The organism is Pseudomonas corni (genome assembly GCF_057128765.1).
Map to the genome: position 1 here is coordinate 16,982 of NZ_JBSKHW010000017.1, position 20,540 is coordinate 37,521.

17 protein-coding genes and 2 tRNA genes are annotated in these 20,540 nt (G+C 58.8%); 13 read left to right on the forward strand and 6 right to left on the reverse strand.

From position 1 onward, the window contains the following. Nucleotides 1-115 precede the first annotated feature (115 nt). The 4 genes from ACWKV9_RS22780 to ACWKV9_RS22795 all read left to right on the forward strand — a co-directional run bounded on the left by ACWKV9_RS22780 (nucleotide 116) and on the right by ACWKV9_RS22795 (nucleotide 2,884). Nucleotides 116-637 carry an MFS transporter gene (locus ACWKV9_RS22780; RefSeq protein WP_483838365.1) on the forward strand — a complete coding sequence of 174 codons (522 nt, stop codon included), beginning with the start codon at nucleotides 116-118 and terminating at the stop codon, nucleotides 635-637. A gap of 36 nt (nucleotides 638-673) precedes the next feature. After that, complete coding sequence (locus ACWKV9_RS22785; protein WP_483838366.1) at nucleotides 674-1,447, forward strand: class II glutamine amidotransferase; 774 nt, start codon at nucleotides 674-676, stop codon at nucleotides 1,445-1,447. A 39-nt stretch (nucleotides 1,448-1,486) separates the two neighbouring features. Next, on the forward strand, nucleotides 1,487-2,011 hold the full coding sequence (locus tag ACWKV9_RS22790) for a DUF2937 family protein (protein WP_483838367.1): 525 nt from the start codon (nucleotides 1,487-1,489) through the stop codon (nucleotides 2,009-2,011). A gap of 135 nt (nucleotides 2,012-2,146) precedes the next feature. Continuing rightward, a complete protein-coding gene (locus tag ACWKV9_RS22795) occupies nucleotides 2,147-2,884 on the forward strand; it encodes a 5-oxoprolinase subunit PxpA (protein ID WP_483838368.1) in 738 nt (245 codons plus the stop codon). Between the two features lie 107 nt (nucleotides 2,885-2,991). Here the strand turns inward: ACWKV9_RS22795 and ACWKV9_RS22800 are convergent, their stop codons facing one another. Both ACWKV9_RS22800 and ACWKV9_RS22805 read right to left on the reverse strand, forming a co-directional pair. Beyond that, a complete protein-coding gene (locus tag ACWKV9_RS22800; RefSeq protein ID WP_483838369.1) occupies nucleotides 2,992-4,170 on the reverse strand; it encodes a vWA domain-containing protein in 1,179 nt (392 codons plus the stop codon). 29 nt (nucleotides 4,171-4,199) lie between these two features. Continuing rightward, nucleotides 4,200-5,045, reverse strand: coding sequence for an AAA family ATPase (locus ACWKV9_RS22805; protein WP_483838370.1), 846 nt, complete (start codon nucleotides 5,043-5,045; stop codon nucleotides 4,200-4,202). Between the two features lie 203 nt (nucleotides 5,046-5,248). On the opposite strand from ACWKV9_RS22805, the gene ACWKV9_RS22810 reads away from it, so the two are divergent. Further along, the gene (locus ACWKV9_RS22810) at nucleotides 5,249-5,479 is read left to right on the forward strand and encodes a DUF4160 domain-containing protein (RefSeq protein WP_483838371.1); all 231 of its coding nucleotides are present in this window, start codon (nucleotides 5,249-5,251) and stop codon (nucleotides 5,477-5,479) included. Further along, nucleotides 5,476-5,982, forward strand: a complete 507-nt coding sequence (locus ACWKV9_RS22815; RefSeq protein WP_483838372.1) for a DUF2442 domain-containing protein — start codon at nucleotides 5,476-5,478, stop codon at nucleotides 5,980-5,982. The genes ACWKV9_RS22810 and ACWKV9_RS22815 overlap by 4 nt, the downstream gene beginning before the upstream one ends. A 121-nt stretch (nucleotides 5,983-6,103) precedes the next feature. Here the strand turns inward: ACWKV9_RS22815 and ACWKV9_RS22820 are convergent, their stop codons facing one another. Beyond that, the gene (locus ACWKV9_RS22820) at nucleotides 6,104-7,177 is read right to left on the reverse strand and encodes a DUF748 domain-containing protein (protein ID WP_483838456.1); all 1,074 of its coding nucleotides are present in this window, start codon (nucleotides 7,175-7,177) and stop codon (nucleotides 6,104-6,106) included. A 127-nt stretch (nucleotides 7,178-7,304) separates the two neighbouring features. Between ACWKV9_RS22820 and cysK the strand changes: the two genes are divergently transcribed. From cysK to ACWKV9_RS22835, 3 genes are all read left to right on the forward strand, one after another. After that, on the forward strand, nucleotides 7,305-8,279 hold the full coding sequence (gene cysK / locus ACWKV9_RS22825) for a cysteine synthase A (protein WP_483838373.1): 975 nt from the start codon (nucleotides 7,305-7,307) through the stop codon (nucleotides 8,277-8,279). Nucleotides 8,280-8,531: 252 nt separating this feature from the next. Beyond that, nucleotides 8,532-9,470: an aspartyl/asparaginyl beta-hydroxylase domain-containing protein gene (locus ACWKV9_RS22830; RefSeq protein WP_483838374.1), complete on the forward strand. Its 939-nt coding sequence runs from the start codon at nucleotides 8,532-8,534 to the stop codon at nucleotides 9,468-9,470. Nucleotides 9,471-9,847: 377 nt separating this feature from the next. Further along, on the forward strand, nucleotides 9,848-10,702 hold the full coding sequence (locus ACWKV9_RS22835) for a DMT family transporter (protein WP_483838375.1): 855 nt from the start codon (nucleotides 9,848-9,850) through the stop codon (nucleotides 10,700-10,702). Between the two features lie 845 nt (nucleotides 10,703-11,547). Here ACWKV9_RS22835 and ACWKV9_RS22840 read toward each other — a convergent pair. After that, complete coding sequence (locus ACWKV9_RS22840) at nucleotides 11,548-15,027, reverse strand: hybrid sensor histidine kinase/response regulator (RefSeq protein WP_483838376.1); 3,480 nt, start codon at nucleotides 15,025-15,027, stop codon at nucleotides 11,548-11,550. A gap of 398 nt (nucleotides 15,028-15,425) precedes the next feature. Between ACWKV9_RS22840 and ACWKV9_RS22845 the strand changes: the two genes are divergently transcribed. Together ACWKV9_RS22845 and ACWKV9_RS22850 are read left to right on the forward strand one after the other, a co-directional pair. Next, the gene (locus ACWKV9_RS22845) at nucleotides 15,426-17,297 is read left to right on the forward strand and encodes an MFS transporter (RefSeq protein ID WP_483838377.1); all 1,872 of its coding nucleotides are present in this window, start codon (nucleotides 15,426-15,428) and stop codon (nucleotides 17,295-17,297) included. Between the two features lie 140 nt (nucleotides 17,298-17,437). Next, nucleotides 17,438-17,890, forward strand: a complete 453-nt coding sequence (locus ACWKV9_RS22850) for a hypothetical protein (RefSeq protein WP_483838378.1) — start codon at nucleotides 17,438-17,440, stop codon at nucleotides 17,888-17,890. A 98-nt stretch (nucleotides 17,891-17,988) separates the two neighbouring features. On the opposite strand, the gene ACWKV9_RS22855 is transcribed toward ACWKV9_RS22850, so the two are convergent. Then, nucleotides 17,989-18,951 carry a bile acid:sodium symporter family protein gene (locus ACWKV9_RS22855; RefSeq protein ID WP_483838379.1) on the reverse strand — a complete coding sequence of 321 codons (963 nt, stop codon included), beginning with the start codon at nucleotides 18,949-18,951 and terminating at the stop codon, nucleotides 17,989-17,991. A gap of 147 nt (nucleotides 18,952-19,098) precedes the next feature. After that, nucleotides 19,099-20,019 (reverse strand): recombination-associated protein RdgC, encoded by a 921-nt coding sequence (gene rdgC, locus ACWKV9_RS22860; protein WP_483838380.1) that lies wholly within the window; start codon nucleotides 20,017-20,019, stop codon nucleotides 19,099-19,101. A 160-nt stretch (nucleotides 20,020-20,179) separates the two neighbouring features. Here rdgC and ACWKV9_RS22865 point away from each other — a divergent pair. Both ACWKV9_RS22865 and ACWKV9_RS22870 read left to right on the forward strand, forming a co-directional pair. Beyond that, nucleotides 20,180-20,255: transfer RNA gene (locus ACWKV9_RS22865), tRNA-Val, on the forward strand. A gap of 19 nt (nucleotides 20,256-20,274) precedes the next feature. Then, a tRNA-Asp gene (locus tag ACWKV9_RS22870) sits at nucleotides 20,275-20,351 on the forward strand. Nucleotides 20,352-20,540 lie beyond the last annotated feature (189 nt).

The following is a 20,540-nucleotide window of genomic DNA, read 5'->3' on the forward strand; positions in this document are numbered from 1 at the left end:
CCGGTGGCGGCCCTGTGTTTGACGGGCCGCGCGCACCGATGCTGAAGCCGGGGAAGCCTGGCTCGCGAAAAGTCGTTATCATAAGCGCCTCTTTACCTGCCTTACCACGGACGTCATGACCGACAACGACTATATGATTGGCTGGGGCCTATACGCATTCGCTGCGTTGGGCTGTCTGTTGGTGTGGATGAAGCTGACGGGCTGGATGTGGCGCTACCTGCGCGAACCGCTGTGGCTGATCGGCGCGGTCCTGTTGTTCACGCCGACGATCGTCGATCCGGGCAAGGGAAAGTACGCACCGGCACTGGCCATCAGCGTGCTCGATCTGGCGTTCAAGGTTGGTGGCAACGTCTGGCGCGCCGTACTGGATCTGGCGACCTATGGCTCTGTAGCGCTGGGGCTTTACGTCATCTTCGCGCTGATTCGCCTGCCGATTCTCAACGCCCGCAAGGCGCGGCAGGCCCATGCCCAGGCAGCCGCCGAGGCGCAAGCTGCTGCCCACAAAGACGACGAAGACGAGCCGTTTTCCTCGGCGGACTCCAGCCGTTACAAATCCGAACCGGTGGCTCCCGCACCGACGCGCAATGGGCCGGCGAGCAATGGCGGCAACCGGCTTCGGGTCGAACCCAAGCTTTAACAGGCCAACGCTGCAGAACGTATCGAGGCCCTGAGCATGTGTGAACTACTGGGCATGAGTGCCAATGTCCCCACCGACATCGTTTTCAGCTTTACCGGGCTGATGCAGCGCGGTGGCCGAACGGGGCCGCACCGCGATGGCTGGGGCATCGGTTTCTATGAAGGCCGTGGCCTGCGCCTGTTTCAAGACCCCGCCGCCAGCAGCGAATCTGAAGTCGCGCAACTGGTGCAGCGCTACCCAATCAAGAGCGAAGTGGTCATCGGCCACATTCGCCAGGCCAACGTCGGCAAGGTCTGCCTCTCCAATACCCATCCGTTTGTCCGAGAGCTGTGGGGCCGTAACTGGTGTTTCGCCCATAACGGCCAGCTCGCGGATTTCAATCCCCGCGCCACGTTCTACCGGCCCGTGGGCGACACGGACAGTGAAGCGGCGTTTTGTGATCTGCTCAATCGCGTTCGCGAGGCCGAGCCCGAGCCGGTGGAAATCGAACAGTTGTTGCCGTCGCTGGTTGAGGCCTGCGCTGAATACCGCAGCAAAGGCGTGTTCAATTGCCTGCTCAGCGACGGCGACTGGCTGTTTTGCTTCTGCTCCACCAAGCTGGTGCAGATTACACGTCGCGCGCCGTTCGGCCCGGCCCGGCTCAAGGACGTCGATGTGATCGTCGACTTCCAGGCGGAAACCACGCCCAACGATGTTGTGACCGTGATCGCCACCGAACCGCTGACCGAGGACGAAATCTGGCATCGCTATGAGCCGGGCCAATGGAGTTTGTGGCGGCGGGGCGAGTGCGTGGCCCAAGGCTCTACCTAAGCGCTTCTGCGTGACCGATTCGACGACTGAGAGGGACCTATGCTGCGAAGCTATTTGAGATTGGTGCTGTTTACCGCTGGATTGCTGTTTGGCGTTCAGGTGCCCGGTTTTATCAGTGATTACAGCAAGCGTGTCGAAGCGCATCTGATTGAAGCCCAGCAGGGCATGAAGGGCTATAACGAAACGGCCCAGCGCTTCTTCAATGGCGATGTGCAGGCGTTGATCCAGCATTACCGCAGCAGCGACGACCCGGTGTTTCGCAGCGATGCCGACAGCGTGAATAACCTGATCACCCGCGCGCAGATCCTCGACCGCGAGTGGCAGGCATTGCAAGGCCCTTGGTACACCAAGGCCTGGCATGTATTCACCGCCGCCAACCCGCAAATCCGTATGGAAACCTGGAACGCGTATAGCTGGCAGGTCTTGCTAACCCCTGAAGTGATTGGCTGGGGGCTGATGGGCGCTTTGCTATTGTCGCTGGTGATCGAAAGCATCGTCGTGTTCATCGACTGGCTGGCAGTCGGTCGTCGGCACAAACGCGCGGTCAACCCGGATTGGCGGTAACGTTGAACCTAACAGTGTAGGAGCGCGCTTGCCCGCGATTGAGGTGTGTCAGCCGCTTATTTAGCGCTGACCCAATACAATCGCGGGCAAGCGCGGTCCTACAGGTGATGACGAATACTCACACAGGAAATCCCCATGAGCCGCCTGTTATTGAATTGCGATATCGGTGAAAGCTACGGCGCCTGGACCATGGGGCTGGATGCCGAGGTAATGCCGTTCATTGACTGCGCCAATATCGCCTGCGGTTTCCATGCGGGCGATCCCAGTGTGATGCGCAAAACAGTCTCTTTGGCGTTGTCCCACGATGTCACCATCGGCGCGCACCCGGCCTATCCGGATCTGGTGGGTTTCGGTCGTCGTTCCATGGCGTGTTCGGCGCAGGAGATTCAAGACCTGCTGCATTACCAGATCGGCGCTTTAGATGGCGTGTGCCGGGGGCAGGGCGGTCGCGTGCAATACGTCAAACCTCACGGCGCGATGTACAACGACATGATGGCCAATCCCGCGCAATTGCGTGCAGTGATTGAGGGCATTGCGCGTTACGACGCCGGACTGCCGCTGATGGTGCTGGCGATGCGCGATAACGCCGCCGCTCAGGCGATCGCCGATGAGTATGGCGTGACCCTGTGGTTCGAAGCATTCGCCGATCGCGCTTACGACAGCATCGGTCGACTGGTCTCACGCAATCTGCCGGGCGCCGTGCATCATGATCCGGAGCGGATCATCGAGCAGGCGTTGACCCTGTCACGCGGCGAAGCGTTGATTGCCAGCGATGGCAGTGAACTGCTATTGGCGGCCAACACCTTATGTGTCCACGGCGATAACGCAAGTTCCATCGCGGCTGTGCAGCGGATTCGGCAGGCGTTGGGTTAAGGGTAGCTTTTGTAGGATCGCGCTTGCCCGCGATTGAGGTAGACGGTCAATCCGTCAGGCGCATTTAGATCGGTATCGCGGGCAAGCGCGCTCCTACAACCTCAGCATTACTTCGCCAAATACCGCATCCCTTCTTCCAACCCTCGCAGCGTCAGCGGATACATTTGATCGTCGATCAAATCTCGGACGATGTTGGTGGAGGTGGTGTAGGCCCAGGCTTCTTTCGGGTACGGATTGATCCAGATGATTTTCTTGAACTTGGCTTTGAAGCGCTGCATCCAGGCGTAACCCGCTTCTTCATTCCAGTGCTCGACGCTGCCACCCGGCTGGGTGATTTCATAGGGCGCCATCGCGGCGTCGCCAATGAAGATCACTTTGTAGTCCGCGCCGTACTTATGCAGCAGATCCTGCGTGGACGTGCGCTCCGAGGTGCGACGCTGGTTGTTCTTCCACACCGATTCATAAATGAAATTGTGAAAGTAGAAGTACTCCATGTGCTTGAACTCGGTTTTGCAGGCTGAGAACAGCTCTTCGCAGATCTTCACGTGGGCGTCCATCGAACCGCCGATGTCGAACAGCAGCAACAGTTTGATGGTGTTGCGGCGTTCTGGGCGCATCTGAATGTTCAACAGTCCGGCATCGCGGGCGGTATGGTCGATGGTGCCGTCGATGTCCAGCTCATCCGCCGCGCCTTGTCGCGCGAATTTGCGGAGTCGGCGCAGGGCGATCTTGATGTTGCGCGTGCCCAGTTCGACCTGATCGTCCAGGTTCTTGTATTCGCGCTGCTCCCAGACTTTCGCCGCCTTGCCCTGACGCTTGCCTGCGTCACCGACGCGAATCCCTTCCGGGTTGTAGCCGCCTGAGCCAAAAGGACTGGTGCCGCCGGTACCGATCCACTTGTTGCCGCCAGCGTGGCGTTCTTGCTGTTCTTCCAGACGCTTTTTGAATTCTTCGATCAGTTTGTCCAGTCCACCTAGCGACTGGATCGCGGCACGCTCTTCATCGGTCAGCGAGCGCTCGAATTCCTTGCGCAACCAATCCTCGGGGATCAGCGCCTGCAAATGGTCATCCAGCTTTTCCAGCCCGTTGAAGTAGGCGCCGAACGCTCGATCAAACTTGTCGTAATGGCGCTCGTCCTTCACGAGGATCGCCCGGGACAGGTAATAAAACTCGTCCATGTCGGCGAAGGTGACACGCTGTTTCAGCGCGTTGATCAGGTCCAGCAGTTCGCGAACCGAGACCGGGACCTTGGCGGCGCGCATTTCATTGAACAGATTGAGCAGCATGTTGATCGTCCCGACTTATCAGAAAGCGCTTAGCGATTGCCGCGACGGCTCATGAACGCCAGGCGCTCAAGCAACTGCACATCCTGCTCGTTTTTCACCAGCGCCCCTGCCAACGGCGGAATGGCCTTGGTCGGATCGCGCTCGCGCAGCACCGCTTCTCCGATGTTGTCGGCCATCAGCAATTTGAGCCAGTCCACCAGTTCCGACGTCGAAGGCTTCTTCTTCAGGCCCGGCACTTTGCGCACGTCGAAAAACACGTCCAATGCTTCGCTGACCAGGTCTTTTTTGATGTCGGGGTAATGCACATCGACAATCTTCTGCAGGGTGGCGCGATCGGGGAAAGCAATGTAATGGAAGAAACAGCGACGCAGGAAGGCATCAGGCAGTTCTTTCTCGTTGTTGGAGGTAATGATGATGATCGGACGGATTTTCGCCTTAATCGTCTCGTCAATCTCGTAAACGTAGAACTCCATTTTGTCGAGTTCTTGCAGCAGGTCATTGGGGAACTCGATGTCGGCCTTGTCGATTTCATCGATCAGCAGAATCACCCGCTCGTTGGCCTCGAAGGCTTCCCAGAGCTTGCCCTTCTTCAGGTAATTGCGCACGTCATGGACTTTGTCGACGCCCAGTTGCGAGTCACGCAGACGGCTGACGGCATCGTATTCGTACAGCCCTTGATGGGCCTTGGTGGTGGATTTGATGTGCCAGGTAATCAGTTTGGCGCCGAAGGATTCGGCCAGTTGCTCGGCGAGCATGGTCTTGCCGGTGCCGGGCTCGCCTTTGACCAGCAGCGGTCGCTCCAACGTGATGGCGGCGTTGACCGCAAGCTTGAGGTCGTCGGTGGCGACATAGGCCTGTGTGCCTTCGAATTTCATCGATAAATCCTCGAACGTAACGTGCGGGCATCGGGCCCGAACGGCGCAAATATGGCTTAAGAATGCGCCGACTATAACGCGCACGCCGGGCCACTGTGAACGCAGACGCTTTATTCAGTACCTGAATGGGGCGTCACGTTCTGACTGGCTGAAAATTGTAACTTTCATTGATGTATCGCTAATTTGGCGATACCTTGCTCGCCATGTCTACCAAGCATCGTTTCAGGGATAAATACCGGATTCAACTGAGGGAGAAGGACCACTTGCCGCCCCACGTGCATCTTACTGGCGGCGGCATTGATGTGTTGATTTGCCTGCAGTTGATAGAACCCATGCGCGGCCATGCACCGGGCGCCGTGCTCAAGGAAGCGCTGGAGTGGATACGGGCTAACAGAGAAGAACTGATGGAGGAATGGAAGCGATGGCATCCATGAAACGACCCCGACTCAAAGCCGTCAGGGCTTTGCCAGGCGCGAAGCTGGCGCTGACATTCATCGACGATCAACAGTTTGTTCTGGATATGAACAACGACATCGCCAGCTTTCCCGGCCTTCAGCCGTTGCGCGACCCGCAGGCTTTTATGCGGGCAGAAATTGCCGACGCCGGCTGGACCGTCGAATGGCCTGATCTGGACATCCAGCTTGGCGCAGATACATTGTATCTGGATGCTCAGGCCCAAGCGGCTACCGACGAAAACACCAAAATCTTCATCGGCTGGCGCGCGCGTACTGGTCTACCACTGGCATTGGCTGCTGAAGCATTAGGCGTTAGCGCGCGCAGCATCACGCGCTACAGCAATGCTCGAGAAGCCACACCGAGAACTCTGGCATTGGCGTGTCTGGGTTGGGATGCCTTGAACAACCAGTCACAAAGCGGGATGTTGGTGGCTGAGGAATGTGAAGCCTACAACGCGCCCAAAGACGACGAAAAACTGTAGGAGCGCGCTTGCCCGCGAATAGATCGATACATTCAACGCATCTCTTTGCCAGAGCCAACGTCTTCGCGGGCAAGCGCGCTCCTACAACGTCGGTGTGGTCCCGGCGGTGTGGGTCAGGCATTCACGGCGCAGCCTTACCGCTGTCATACCGCGTATTGAAGGCCTGAACGAACGCGTTGCGCAGGATCTGCAAAAACGCCTGGAACGCACTGATGTCCTGTTTATGCACGCTGCCGCTCAGCTCCACTCGGGTCGCAAATTGGTTTTTGCCCTGGTTTTTCAACACGGTTTCGCTTCCACCGACCACTGCCTCCCAGACCGAGCGGAAAAACCCTTTGTTCTGGTTTTCCACGTCCTGTTGCCAATTGAAGATGTCTACATTCTTGAGCAACGGCTTAACGTAACCAGTTAGCTGGCCTTTGTTGGCATTGGCCTCGATCACGATGTCGCCATCGCCTGCGTTGAAGTCGAACTTGCCGTACGCCGAGGCGAAGTCATTCATCTGTTTGAGCTGAATGTCGGTTGCGCGCAGCTTGAAGTCGAAATCCTCAAAGTTACTGAAAGGATCAAACGTCGCACTGGCGTCCAGCGGTGCATGGCCGAGCAACAACGCCTTGCCTTCAAAGCGGGCGTCACGCTTGCCAGCGGTATCCACTACGTTGGTCAGGTTGAACACGCTGGCATTGACCTTATCTGCTTCGATTTTCACCTTCGGCGTAGAGCTGAAGTTGTTGAAAGTTATTTTCCCGTCCACTACCCGGGCTTCGTTCAAGGTAATTGGCAGCAGTTTGTTCAGCTGCGCACGCCAGTCGGTGCCTTCACCGGTCTGCGATGCTTGCTTGTTGGCGCCGCCATCGACGAAGTTCAGCTCGGGGCTGATAAATGCAACCTCCGCCACCACCGCATGGTCGTACCACAAAGAATGCCAACTCACCGCCAGATCAATGACCGGCACTCGGACGAAGGGCACCGGCACCTTGCCGTCGACCTTGACGATGTTTAGCCCGTTGATCCTGTAGGCGCCGCGCCACAAGGCGAGATCGACATCGGTGACCTGACCGCGGTAGGCGCCCATGTCAGCGAGCTTTTCATTGAGGTAGTTGCGAACGACGTAGGGCAACGCGATATGCACGGCAATCAATAGCACGACGATGCCGAGCACTGTCCAAAGCGGCCAGCTGTAGCGACGTTTCATGGAAGTGATCTCCGGGGACGTAAGGGTGTTGACTGCGGTCATCGACATCGGTTCGCTATGACTGGACGCCTCAAGGCTTGCGGCATAGGCTTTGACCCATTCCAAACCCTGCACAGAGGACCCCGTCATGAGCCGTATTTACGCTGACAACGCCCACTCCATCGGCAACACTCCGTTGGTGCAGATCAACCGGATTGCGCCACGCGGCGTCACCATCCTGGCCAAGATCGAAGGGCGTAATCCCGGTTACTCGGTCAAATGCCGCATCGGCGCCAATATGATCTGGGATGCTGAGAGCAGCGGCAAACTCAAATCCGGCATGACCATTGTCGAGCCCACGTCCGGCAACACCGGCATCGGCCTGGCGTTCGTCGCAGCGGCACGCGGATACAAGCTGATGCTAACGATGCCCGCGTCCATGAGCATAGAGCGGCGTAAGGTGTTGAAGGCCCTGGGGGCTGAAATCGTCCTGACCGAAGCAGCCAAAGGCATGAAGGGCTCCATCGCCAAAGCCGAAGAGCTGGTGGCGCAAAACCCCGACACGTTCTTCATGCCGGCGCAGTTCGAGAACCCGGCAAACCCGGCGATTCACGAGAAGACCACCGGGCCGGAAATCTGGAACGACACCGATGGCGCCATTGACGTGCTGGTGGCAGGCGTGGGTACGGGTGGCACCATCACTGGTGTGTCGCGCTACATCAAAAACACCATGGGCAAGCCGATTATCTCCGTGGCGGTCGAGCCAATGGGCTCGCCGATCATTACCCAGAAGTTGGCGGGGGAGGAGATCATCCCGGCGCCGCACAAGATTCAGGGCATTGGTGCGGGCTTCATCCCGAAAAACCTGGACCTGTCGATTGTTGATCGAGTCGAGCTGGTCAGCGACGACGAAGCCAAGGCGATGGCGCTGCGGTTGATGCAGGAGGAGGGCATTCTCTGTGGGATCTCCTGTGGCGCCGCGATGGCAGCCGCCGTGCGCATGGCCGAGAAACCGGACATGCAGGGCAAGACGATCGTAGTGATCCTGCCGGATTCCGGCGAACGCTATCTGTCGAGCATGCTGTTCAGCGACATGTTTACTGAACAGGAGCTGACGCAGTAAGAATGCCCAAGGCGGCCAGTGAGTTGATTCAGGCACACTGCCTCGCGAACAAGTTCGCTCCTACAGGGTTTTCAGCCTGCCGGCGCTTTGCGTCTTTTTACCGAGGCTAACTGGGCTTATGATGCTCGCCATTCAGACCTGCCCAATAGTTGCTTCAGATCATTGGGCTTCGGTCTGCAGTCATTCAAACTAATAACGTCGATTGCCGCGCCGCGTCACTGTTAGCTTTTTGCCTGTTTCAAGGAGAGTTTCATGAGCCTTTCTTTCGCTGCCAAAGCGGCGATCCTGTTGCTTTTCATCGGCAGTACGCTTTACGTGCATTTGCGCGGTAAGGCGCGTTTGCCGGTATTGCGCCAATTCGTCAACCACTCCGCGCTGTTCGCTCCTTACAACGCGTTGATGTACATGTTCTCCAGCGTGCCGTCCAAACCCTATCTGGACCGCAGCAAGTTTCCCGAACTCGATATCCTCAAGGACAACTGGGAAACCATCCGCGACGAAGCAATGCACTTGTTCGACGAGGGCTATATTCGCGCAGCCGCCAAGGACAACGACGCAGGTTTCGGTTCGTTCTTCAAAAAAGGCTGGAAGCGTTTTTACTTGAAGTGGTACGACAAACCGCTGCCGTCCGCTGAAACCCTGTGCCCCAAGACCGTGGAACTACTAAGCCGCATCCCCAATGTCAAAGGCGCGATGTTTGCCTTGCTGCCTGGTGGCAGCCATCTCAATCCGCACCGCGATCCGTTTGCCGGTTCCCTGCGTTATCACTTGGGCCTGTCGACGCCCAATTCCGATGACTGCCGGATCTTTGTCGATGGCAAGGTCTACGCCTGGCGCGACGGCGAAGACGTCATGTTCGACGAGACCTACGTGCATTGGGTCAAGAACGAAACCGAAGTTACCCGCGTGATTCTGTTCTGTGACGTCGAACGTCCGCTGAGCAATGGCTTCATGCGTGCCGTGAACCGCAAGGTCAGTGATTTCCTCGGTCGTGCCACGGCGCCGCAAAATACCGATGACGAGCGCGTCGGCGGTATCAACCAGGCCTATGCCTTCAGCAAGCGTTTCAGCAATAGCTTCAGTGGTCAGGTCAAGCAGTTCAAGCGCGCCAATCCCAAGGCGTACCGCGTGTTGCGGCCGGTGCTGGCAGTGATCGTCCTGACGCTGTTGGGCTACTGGCTATTTGGTTGAGACGAGCTATTGCGCAGGACACCGGGCGCTGGTTATAGTCGGCGCCGATGTCCTGAAAGAAACATTCGGCAACATCACTCCTCCTTTCCGATGAAGACCTGCGCCATGCCAGCTTCCCACCTGTTGTTCACGTTTGACGCTGCAGCCTTTGCTGCTGCTCAACCGTGTGGGTGCCAGCAGTTGGTCTTCATCACGCGTTACCCTCCGCCATCTCCTGTGACCGGCCCGGTCGTGTGCGCTGTCGCACCGCCAGGCGTCGTGTCGCTCGCCTGATCCACGGCTTTTTCTGCCGTCGGTTCATGCCAGCAAACACCGCAAAATATCAGTGAATCCGGTTTCTGACCGGGTCCGATTTTGTCTGAATCACAGGTGACACCATGTTCGCTAACAAAGCATTGGCCTCAATGGCCACGACCACGCTGTTCGTGCTGCTCTGGAGCAGCGGGGCGATTTTCTCCAAATGGGGTCTGGCCCACGCGTCCCCCTTTGCCTTTTTGCTGATCCGTTTTCTGCTGGCGCTGGTGGCGTTGGCTATCCTCATCCCAACCCTCGGCTACAAGCTGCCCGGCACTCGGCAATCGCTGATTTACGCGATGGCCACAGGCGCCGTGCTTTTGGGCGCCTATCAGATCTTTTACCTGTTGGCGCTGGACTTGAAAGTCACGCCCGGCGTCATGGCGACCATCATGGGAGTGCAGCCGATCCTCACCGCGGTGCTGGTTGAGCGCAGCCGCTCCTGGTCGCGAATGTTCGGTTTGGCGCTGGGGCTGGCCGGTCTGGTGCTGGTGGTTTATCAGGGAGTCGGCGGCGGTGGATCGTGGGCCGGAATGCTGTTCGGTTTGCTTGGGATGTTGAGCATGACCGGCGGATCGATCATGCAGAAACGCATCACCGATAACCCCCTCGGCACGTTGCCGGTGCAATACCTGGCGGGCGCTGTGGTGTGCGCGGTGTTTGTGCCGTTTCAGCCGTTCCACTTCGAGCACAGCGCGGGGTTCTACGTGCCCGTGTTGTGGATGGGACTGGTGGTGTCGGTGCTGGCGACGTTCCTGCTGTACCGACTGATTGCTCAGGGGAATTTGGTCAACGTCACCAGCCTGTTTTATCTGGTGCCAGCAGTGACCGCGATCATGGACTATTTGATCTTCGGCAATCGCCTGCCGTTGCTGAGTGTGTTCGGGATGGTGCTGATCGTGATCGGATTGGTGTTCGTGTTTCGTAAGGCCAAGTGATAGCGATGTATGGGGGTGTGGTTGCTGCGTAGGAGTCCGGCTTGCCGACGATGGGCTGCGCAGCTGCGACCTCGGCTACTCCTGAACCACCGCATGCGCAGGTTTTGCTGCCGCTTCGCGCCAGATCGCGAGCAAGCTGCGCTCCTACGCCCTCTGGGCAGAATCAAAAGCGTTCGGCGCAGGGCGCGGAATTGATCGGCGCTGAGCGCGGAGATGGTGGCGATATAGGTCGCTGCGATTGCCGCTTCTGCCCGCAGGGCGTAGGAGTCAGGCTTGCCGACGATGGGCTGCGCAGCGGCCCCAATACCTGCGACCTCGGCTACTCCTGAACCACCGCATGCGCAGGTTTTGCTGCCGCTTCGCGCCAGATCGCAGGCAAGCCACGCTCCTACGCCCTGCGGGCAGAATCAAAAGCGTTCGGCGCTGTGCTCGGAATTGATGGCGATTGGCGATTGGCGCGGAATTGACGGCGATATAGGTCGCTGCGATTGCCGCTTCTGCCCGCAGGGCGTAGGAGTCCGGCTTGCCGACGATGGGCTGCGCAGCGGCCCCAATACCTGCGACCTCGGCTACCCCTGACTCACCGCATGCGCAGGTTTTGCTGCCGCTTCGCGCCAGATCGCGGGCAAGCCACGCTCCTACGCCCTGCGGGCAGAATCAAAAGCGTTCGGCGCTGGGCGCGGAATTGATCGGCGCTGAGCGCGGAGATGGTGGCGATATAGGTCGCTGCGATTGCCGCTTCTGCCCGAAGGGCGTAGGAGTCAGGCTTGCCGACGATGGGCTGCGCAGCGGCCCCAAAGCTACAAAACACGTTCATACCTGACAAAACTCGTCTCGAAGTGTGCTCAGCTCAAACTCACATGCCGACTCAGCAGCGCTCGCAACGCTGCGGGCTTGACCGGTTTGGCGAGGTAATCCAGACCTGCCGCGTGGACTTGCGCGACCAGTTCAGGACGCACGTCGGCGCTGATCAACACCCCCGGCACCGGCTCGCCCAGACGCGTGCGCAGCCAGGCCATCAACTGCGTCCCGGTTTCACCGTCGTCCAGGTGGTAATCAACCAGCGCCAGTTGCGGGCGAATTCCCTGATCCAACAGCGCCTGACATTCCTCCCGATTACGCGCGGTCCACACCTGACACCCCCAGCGGCTCAGCAGGCTATTCATGCCGATCAGGATGCTGTCTTCGTTATCGACACACAGCACTTGCGTGCCATTGAGCGGGGCCCGAATCGATTCGCCAACGGGAGCGATGATCGGCAGCGGCGCCTGTTGAGGCGCCAGTGGCACGGTCACGCTGAACACACTTCCACGCCCAGGCCATGAGCGTACTTGCAGCGTATGTCCCAGCACCCGGCACAGACCGTCTGCAATCGCCAGACCCAGGCCCAGGCCTTTTTCGGCGCGCGTCTGGTGGCTGTCCAGGCGTTTGAACTCTTCGAAAATGACCTGGCGCTTATCCTCCGGAATCCCTGGCCCGCGGTCCCAGACTTCCAGGCTCAGTTGCCCGTTCCTGCGCCGCACCCCCAGCAAAACCGGGCCTTTGCCATAGCGGAAAGCATTGGTCAAAAAGTTCTGCAGCACCCGCCGTAGCAGCTTCACATCGCTGTCGATGCGCAGGGCGCTGCTGCGTACCCGAAAGCTCAAACCCTGTTCCTGAGCCAGCGCCTTGAACTCCGCGCCCAGTGTGTCGAACAAGGTATTGAGGGCAAACGGCTGACAGTTGGGCGTGAACTTTCCGTTCTCCAGACGAGAAATGTCGAGCAAGTCGCTGATCAGGTCTTCCGCCGAACGCAGCGAGCTGTCCAGGTGAGTGATCAGCTGTTGCGCCTCGTCCGGAATGTTGTCGCCGGTATGAGACAGCGCCGCCGAAAACAGCCGCGCAGCGTTCAGCGGCTGCATCAGGTCATGACTGACCGCTGCCAAAAAGCGGGTTTTGGACTGATTCGCAGCTTCGGCGTTGCCCTTGGCTTCGGTCAGCGCCATGTTCAGCTGCGACAGTTCGTGGGTGCGCTCGGCAACGCGCTGTTCGAGGCGTTCGTTCACCCCTTTGAGCGCCTGTTCGGCCTCGCGGAACGCGGTAATGTCCGAGAAGCTCATGACGAATCCGCCGCCTGGCATCGGGTTGCCGATCAGCTCGATCACCTGACCATTGGGGAACAAGCGCTCGGAGGTGTGCGCGCGGCCCTGACGCATCCAGTGCAGACGCCGGGCCACGTGGACTTCCGCTTCACCCGGCCCAAGCAATCCGCGTTCGGCGTTGTAGCGAATGATGTCGGCAATCGGGCGGCCGACACTGATCAGGCCTTCGGGGTAATTGAACAGCTCCAGATACCGATGATTCCACGCCACCAGCTTCAGCGACTGGTCCACCACGCTGATGCCTTGGGTGATATTCTCGATGGCACCTTGCAGCAACGCGCGGTTGAATTGCAGCACCTCGGACGCTTCGTCGGCGATCCGCACTACATCTTCGAGCTGCATTTCGCGGCCCTCGATAGCGGCCTTTACCACGGCCCGAGTCGACGACGTGCCGAGTACGCCAGCTAACAAACGCTCGGTGTGAGCAATCCATTCGCCGTTGGCATTCTGGTTCGGGTTAAAGCCCTTGCCCTGGCGATAGGCGAAGCGGTTGAAGCTTTGCTGCGCGCGTTCCTCACCGACGAAGCGCGCCGACAGCTTGAGCAAATCCTCGATCTGCACGGCCAGCAACGAACGGTTATTGGGGCGCGCCTGCAATTCCTGGCCGATGAATCGTCCGGCCTGCCAATGCTCGGAAACCCGGGTTCGCGACAGTACTGAAACCCAGGCGAACAGGATGAAATTGCCCGCCGTGGACAGCACCACGCCCTGGGTCAGCGGGCTGATCGGCAGGTTCAGCGGATTACCGTGCAGCCATTGCAGCAGCGGAAAACTGCTCAATGCCCAACCCATGCTGTGCGCGGCAATCGGCAGCACCAGCGTGTAAAACCACAGGAAAATCCCGGCGGCCAGACCCGCAAATACGCCGCGTCGGTTGGCCTGTTTCCAGTACAGCGCGCCCAGCATGGCCGGCGCCAGTTGAGTGATGGCGGCGAAGGCGATCTGGCCAATGGTCGCCAGGCTCGCCGTCGAGCCCAGCAGCCGGTAGCTGACGTAGGCCAGCAACAGAATCACCACGATGCTCACGCGGCGCACCGAAAGCATCCAGTGGCGGAACACCTCGAACGGCCGCTCGGCGGTTTTGCGCCTGAGCAACCACGGCAAAAGCATGTCGTTGGAAACCATGGTCGACAACGCCACACTGGCGACGATCACCATGCCGGTGGCTGCCGAAGCGCCGCCGATAAATGCCAGCATCGCCAGCGCGGGGTGCGCATGCGCCAGCGGCACGCTGATCACGAACGAATCCGGCAGCACCGAGCTTGGCAGCATCATCTGCCCGGCCAGGGCAATCGGAACGACGAACAGCGCGGCGAGGATCAGGTAGGCCGGAAACACCCAGCGCGCCAGCCGCAAATCCTGAGGCTCGATGTTTTCCACTACCGTGACATGAAACTGCCGGGGCAGGCAGATGATCGCCATCATCGCCACACCGGTCTGCACCACCATCGACGGCCAGTTGACGGTTTCTTTCCAGTACTCCTCAAGGCGCGGCGCGAGCATGGCCTGGCTGAACAGGTCATCGAAACCGTCGTACAAGCCATAGGTGACGAAGGCGCCGACGGCCATGAAGGCGAACAGCTTGACGATGGCTTCGAAGGCAATCGCCAGCACCATGCCGCGGTGGTGTTCGGTGGCGTCGAGGTTGCGCGTGCCGAAGACGATGGTGAACAGCGCCAGCACCAGGGAAACGATCAGCGCGGTGTCCTGGGCGCGGGTGCCTGATGCATCGGCGCCGGCACCGATCAGGATGTTCACGCCGAGGACGATGCCTTTGAGTTGCAGCGCGATGTAGGGCAGCACGCCGACCAGGCAGATCAGCGCGACAACGACGGCCAGCGATTGGGATTTGCCGTAGCGCGCAGCGATGAAGTCGGCAATGGACGTGATGTTTTCCTGCTTGCTGATCAGCACCATTTTTTGCAGCACCCAGGGCGCCAGCACCATCATCAGCACTGGCCCCAGGTAAATCGGCAGAAATGACCACAGTTGCTCGGCGGCCTGACCGACCGCGCCGAAGAATGTCCAGCTGGTGCAGTAAACGGCCAGCGACAGGCTGTAGACCCATGCGCGCAGTCTGGGCGGCAGCGCGCCGCTGCGACGGTCGCCATAAAACGCGATCGCAAACATGATGGCCATATAGGCCAGGGCGACAGCAGCGATCAGTCCGCTGGACAGCGACATGGAAACTCCAGAACTCAAATCAATCAAACCGGGCGTGGGTCAAGCCGGTGAGACAGTCTCGCACGCCGCATCGGCTTCGTCTGTTTCGACCAAGGTCGCAGCGGTGAGGTGTCGCAGGGAGTGGCGCTGTTGTTGGAGCGAGTGGGCGGCATTCCGACTTGCCCGCGAAGCTGCGATCGCGGTGTGGCAGATAGAACGCATCGCAGCCTCGCGGTGCTCGTCAGCTCCTACAGGGACCACGTTTGGCGCAGACAATTTGCGTGATCAAACGCGCAAACCTGGCCGCCGCCATGGCGGGCTATCGACAACCTGCCACACAACGTCTTCAATGTGGCTCGCAAAGGGATTTGACCTTCCCATCCTCATGCCGGCACCGGCGCCATTCAGGACCACGGACGATGAGTCAGTCGCAGTTCAGTTTGTTGGGTAAACGGCGCTTTCTGCCGTTTTTCGTGACCCAGTCCCTCGGGGCGTTCAACGACAATATCTTCAAGCAATCGCTGATCCTCGCGATCCTCTACAAGCTGACCATCGACGGCGACCGTTCGATCTACGTCAACTTGTGCGCGATGTTGTTCATCCTGCCGTTTTTCCTGTTCTCGGCGCTGGCCGGGCAGTTCGGCGAGAAATACCCCAAGGACAAACTGATCCGCCTGATCAAACTGCTGGAGATCGCCATCATGGTGGTCGGTGCGGTCGGCTTTCTGTTCAATCACCTGTCGCTCATGCTGGTGGCGTTGTTCGCCATGGGCACGCATTCAGCGCTGTTCGGCCCGGTGAAGTACTCGATCCTGCCGCAGCACTTGCACGAGAACGAGTTGGTAGGCGGCAACGGCCTGGTGGAAATGGGCACTTTTCTGGCGATTCTGGCGGGCACCATCGGCGCCGGGATCATGATGTCCGCCACCCATTACGCGCCCATCGTCGCCACGGCCATGGTGGTGATTGCTTGTCTGGGTTATCTGGCCAGTCGCGGCATTCCGCCTGCCGCCGCCGCGTCCCCGGACATCACGGTCAACTGGAACATCTTCAGCCAATCCTGGGCCACACTGAAACTCGGACTGCGCCAGACCAAAGCAGTGTCGCGCTCCATCGTCGGCAACTCGTGGTTCTGGTTCGTCGGGGCGATCTACCTGACGCAGATTCCGGCCTACGCCAAGGACTGGATGTACGGCGACGAAACCGTGGTCACGCTGATTCTCACGGTTTTTTCCATCGGCATCGCCGCCGGTTCGATGCTCTGCGAGCGCCTGTCGGGACATAAGGTCGAGATCGGTCTGGTGCCGTTTGGTTCGATGGGGCTGACAGTCTTCGGTCTGTTGCTCTGGTGGCATTCGGGCGGTTTCCCACAGAACGTGCAGGCCAATGACTGGCTCGCCGTGCTGTCTATCGGACAAGCCTGGTGGGTGTTGTTCGACATCCTCGGTATCGGCATTTTCGGCGGGTTTTACATCGTGCCGCTGTACGCGCTGATTCAGTCCAGAACAGCCGAGAAAGAACGCTCCCGGGTGATCGCTTCCAACAACATTCTCAACGCGCTGTTCATGGTGGTGTCGGCCATCGTGTCGATCCTGTTCCTCAGTGTGGCGAAGCTGTCGATCCCGCAACTGTTCCTCGTGGTTTCGCTGATGAACATTGCGGTCAACGCCTACATCTTCAAGATCGTGCCCGAGTTCACCATGCGCTTCATGATCTGGCTGCTGAGCCATTCCATGTACCGCGTCGAGCACCGCGATTTGCAGCAGATCCCGGACGAAGGCGCTGCATTGTTGGTCTGCAATCACGTGTCTTTCGTAGATGCGTTATTGATCGCAGGGTCGGTGCGCCGTCCGATTCGCTTTGTCATGTATTACAAGATCTACAACTTGCCGGTGCTCAACTTCATTTTCCGCACAGCAGGCGCGATCCCCATCGCAGGCAGGAGTGAAGACCTGGCGACGTACGACAAGGCCTTCAAACGCATCGCCGATTACCTGAAAGAGGGTGAGCTGGTGTGCATCTTCCCGGAGGGGAAGCTCACCACCAGCGGTGAGATCGACGAGTTCAAAGGCGGCATGGCGCGCATTCTCGAAGACACCAACGTCCCGGTCATCCCGCTGGCGTTGCAAGGTTTGTGGGGCAGCTTCTTCAGCCGCGACCCGAACAAAGGCGTGTTCCGCCGGTTGTGGTCGCGAGTGACGTTGGTGGCCGGTGCACCGATCTCAGGTGAAGACTCGGCACCGGGGCTGGTGCGCGAGCGGGTGATGGCGTTGCGTGGGACGGTGCGCTGATAGGGCGTAGGAGGTTTCTGAGAGGGACTTCGTGGGTGGCTTGTAGGGATATTCTGAATTTTTCCCGTACCTGCTTTTTGACTTAAATTTCCTGCTAATCGCGCATAGATTCATCCGTCTTCAATTGAGACGGATGCCTGATGCGATTTGCCACCCGATTTAAACCGAAAACCGTAATCCGTTGCTTGATCCTGCTTTGTTTCATCCAAGGGTGCTTGTTGTTCCTCAATCAAGAGCCAAAACCAGTGCTTTCCGAAATCATTGGGCGCTACCCTCTCGGTGATAAAGGTATGGTCTATGTGGTTCTAACTGATGCGGGTGGAGCGACCGTGCCGTACTACTACAACTACTTTGTCCATCGCCGCATAGACGATGACAAGCAGGCCCTCGAAACGCTTCGGCAGGATGCGACGGCGTTTTTGGTCACTCGTGACGGGGACGCGAAGATTTCAGTCGATGGCTACCAAGTGAAAGTTTCAGTTCGAAATCAGGTCAATCGGTTTCACACCCCGGCAAACTTGACGGTGGATGGTAAGTACACGCCTGTCGATATCTGGCTCGACGCGCAGGTCGACTACAGCAGGTATCGCTAACGTAAAACTGTAGGAGCCAACTTGTTGGCGAGGCGTCAGACCGGTTGTAGCAGTCACGCCGCCTCGCGAACAAGTTCGCTCCTACAGGGTATCGTTCGTCAGCTCACAATCGGTTTTTCTTCGGTTACGACCTTTTCAGGCTCCATCTTCCTGAAATACGTCGAAAGCAACGCCCCGGAGATGTTGTGCCATACGCTGAACAGCGCGCTTGGTACTGCGGCGAGCGGGGAGAAGTGGGCGCTGGCCAGTGCGGCGCCGAGACCTGAATTCTGCATGCCGACTTCCAGCGACAGCGATTTGCGCTGGGCCAGCGGTAGCTTGAACACTTTGCCGGTGAAATAACCCAGCAAGAAGCCGAAGCTGTTGTGCAGGATCACCACTGCCATGATCAGCAGGCCCGACTCGGCAATTTTCGCCTGACTGGCAGACACCACCGCGCAGACGATCATCACAATGCTGACCACTGAAATCAGCGGCAGTACATCGACGGCGAAGCTCACGCGCTTACCCAACAAGCGCTGGGCCAGTACGCCCAGCACGATCGGCAGCATCACCAATTGCAGGATCGACCAGAACATCTCCATGAAGGAGACCGGCAACCACGCCGAGGCCAGCAGCCAGATCAGCGCCGGCGTCAGCAGCGGAGCGAGCAGGGTGGTGACGGCAGCGATAGCCACCGACAACGCCAGATCACCTTTTGCCAGCCAGGTCATGACGTTGGATGACGTGCCACTCGGGCAGCAACCTACAAGGATCACACCGACGGCGATTTCTGGCGGCAGATGAAACACCTGGCACAGCAACCACGCCACGCCCGGCATGATCACGAAGTGCGCGACCACGCCCAATGCCACGCGCCAGGGATGGCGCACGACCTCGGAAAAATCGTCGAGCCGCAGGGTCAACCCCATGCCAAACATGACCAGGCCAAGCAGCGGCACGATCAGGGTTTTCAAACCGATGAACCAGGTTGGGAACAGGAAAGCCAATACGGCGAACAGCAGCACCCAGTACGCAAAAGTATTACCGACAAAACGACTTAATGCAGCCAGGGCACGCATGGCTTGCTCCTCTCTTATTAGGCAGGGGTGAATGCACGTTTCTGTAGGAGCGCGCTTGCCCGCGATTGCGGTGTGCCAGTCCCTGCATTTCTGTCTGGCAGAATGCAATCGCGGGTAAGCGCGCTCCTACAAATCAATGGCGCGGGTTTAGATCCCCTGAGGAATCTCTTCGCCGCCTAACGCTTCCATCAGTTGCGGCAAGAACTCGCCGAAGGTCAGCATCATCAGGGTAAAGCTGGCGTCCTGCTGGCCCAGCGCATCGTCGCCGCCGTTTTGTTCGGCTTCATCCTGCAGGAGGTCTTCGAACTTCAGGCGCTTGACCGTCAATTTGTCGTCCAGCACGAAGGACAGTTTGTCCTGCCAGGCCAGGGACAGCTGAGTGACGACCTTGCCCGTGCTCAGGTGCAGCTGAATTTCTTCGCTGGTCAGGTCCTGACGCTTGCACTTCACGATGCCACCGTCTTCGTGGGTGTCGCGCAGTTCGCACTCGTCCAGCACGAAGAAGCTTTCTGCGGTCTGGCCGGTCTTGACCCAGTCGGTCATGACGGCAGTCGGTGCGGTCTTCACAGTGACTGGACGTACTGGCAGGGAACCGACGACTTCACGCAGAGTGGAGAGCAGGTCTTCGGCGCGTTTCGGACTGGCCGAGTTCACCAGCACCAGGCCTTGTTTAGGGGCGATAGCGGCAAAGGCCACCGAGCGGCGAATGAATGCGCGGGGCAGGAACGCCTGGATGATTTCATCCTTGAGCTGATCGCGTTCCTTCTTGTAGACCTTACGCATTTGCTCGGCTTCGATCTCTTCGATCTTCTCTTTAAGCGCGTCATTGACGACGCTGCCCGGCAGAATGCGTTCTTCTTTACGCGCGGCGATCAGCATGAAGTCGCCGCTGACATGGACCAGGGGCGCATCTTCGCCTTTGCCGAACGGGGCGACGAAACCGTAAGTGGTCAACTCCTGGCTGGCACAAGCGCGGGCAGGTTTGCTCGCCAGCGCGGTTTCCAGCGCCTCGGCGTCAAATGGCAGGTCTTGGGTCAGGCGATACACAAGCAGGTTTTTGAACCACATGGGGTGAATCTCTCCTTTATACAAAGGGGGGCATTATTCGCTGCTAAAACCCTGCGGCCAACCCTGCTCTAAGCCTTTGGAACGATTATAAAAATTATTTAAAAAAGTGCTTGCCAGAGGTGGGGTCGCTCCGTAGAATGCGCGCCACACCGAGAGTGAAGGGTGATTAGCTCAGCTGGGAGAGCAGCTGCCTTACAAGCAGCGGGTCGGCGGTTCGATCCCGTCATCACCCACCAATCCTTCTCAGTGTTACGCGCAGCGGTAGTTCAGTCGGTTAGAATACCGGCCTGTCACGCCGGGGGTCGCGGGTTCGAGTCCCGTCCGCTGCGCCATATTTAGCTTCAAGGCCCTTGAACTCCTTGAAGCAACGAAAAAAGCGACCTTAGGGTCGCTTTTTTTATGCCCGTGATTTATGAATCAGAACGCAAAGGCCTGGAGTCGAGTGGGAGCGGACCTGTCCGCGAAGGCTTGGCTCCAGTCGATACAGCTAGGGTGCCTGACATTCAGTCTTCGCGGACGGG

Bases quoted from the DNA above. Each gene is read 5' to 3' on its own strand.
- ACWKV9_RS22780 (WP_483838365.1), top strand. From the start codon at position 116: ATGACCGACAACGACTATATGATTGGCTGGGGCCTATACGCATTCGCT.
- ACWKV9_RS22785 (WP_483838366.1), top strand. From the start codon at position 674: ATGTGTGAACTACTGGGCATGAGTGCCAATGTCCCCACCGACATCGTT.
- ACWKV9_RS22790 (WP_483838367.1), top strand. From the start codon at position 1,487: ATGCTGCGAAGCTATTTGAGATTGGTGCTGTTTACCGCTGGATTGCTG.
- ACWKV9_RS22795 (WP_483838368.1), top strand. From the start codon at position 2,147: ATGAGCCGCCTGTTATTGAATTGCGATATCGGTGAAAGCTACGGCGCC.
- ACWKV9_RS22800 (WP_483838369.1), bottom strand. From the start codon at position 4,170: ATGCTGCTCAATCTGTTCAATGAAATGCGCGCCGCCAAGGTCCCGGTC.
- ACWKV9_RS22805 (WP_483838370.1), bottom strand. From the start codon at position 5,045: ATGAAATTCGAAGGCACACAGGCCTATGTCGCCACCGACGACCTCAAG.
- ACWKV9_RS22810 (WP_483838371.1), top strand. From the start codon at position 5,249: ATGTCTACCAAGCATCGTTTCAGGGATAAATACCGGATTCAACTGAGG.
- ACWKV9_RS22815 (WP_483838372.1), top strand. From the start codon at position 5,476: ATGAAACGACCCCGACTCAAAGCCGTCAGGGCTTTGCCAGGCGCGAAG.
- ACWKV9_RS22820 (WP_483838456.1), bottom strand. From the start codon at position 7,177: ATGAAACGTCGCTACAGCTGGCCGCTTTGGACAGTGCTCGGCATCGTC.
- cysK (WP_483838373.1), top strand. From the start codon at position 7,305: ATGAGCCGTATTTACGCTGACAACGCCCACTCCATCGGCAACACTCCG.
- ACWKV9_RS22830 (WP_483838374.1), top strand. From the start codon at position 8,532: ATGAGCCTTTCTTTCGCTGCCAAAGCGGCGATCCTGTTGCTTTTCATC.
- ACWKV9_RS22835 (WP_483838375.1), top strand. From the start codon at position 9,848: ATGTTCGCTAACAAAGCATTGGCCTCAATGGCCACGACCACGCTGTTC.
- ACWKV9_RS22840 (WP_483838376.1), bottom strand. From the start codon at position 15,027: ATGTCGCTGTCCAGCGGACTGATCGCTGCTGTCGCCCTGGCCTATATG.
- ACWKV9_RS22845 (WP_483838377.1), top strand. From the start codon at position 15,426: ATGAGTCAGTCGCAGTTCAGTTTGTTGGGTAAACGGCGCTTTCTGCCG.
- ACWKV9_RS22850 (WP_483838378.1), top strand. From the start codon at position 17,438: ATGCGATTTGCCACCCGATTTAAACCGAAAACCGTAATCCGTTGCTTG.
- ACWKV9_RS22855 (WP_483838379.1), bottom strand. From the start codon at position 18,951: ATGCGTGCCCTGGCTGCATTAAGTCGTTTTGTCGGTAATACTTTTGCG.
- rdgC (WP_483838380.1), bottom strand. From the start codon at position 20,019: ATGTGGTTCAAAAACCTGCTTGTGTATCGCCTGACCCAAGACCTGCCA.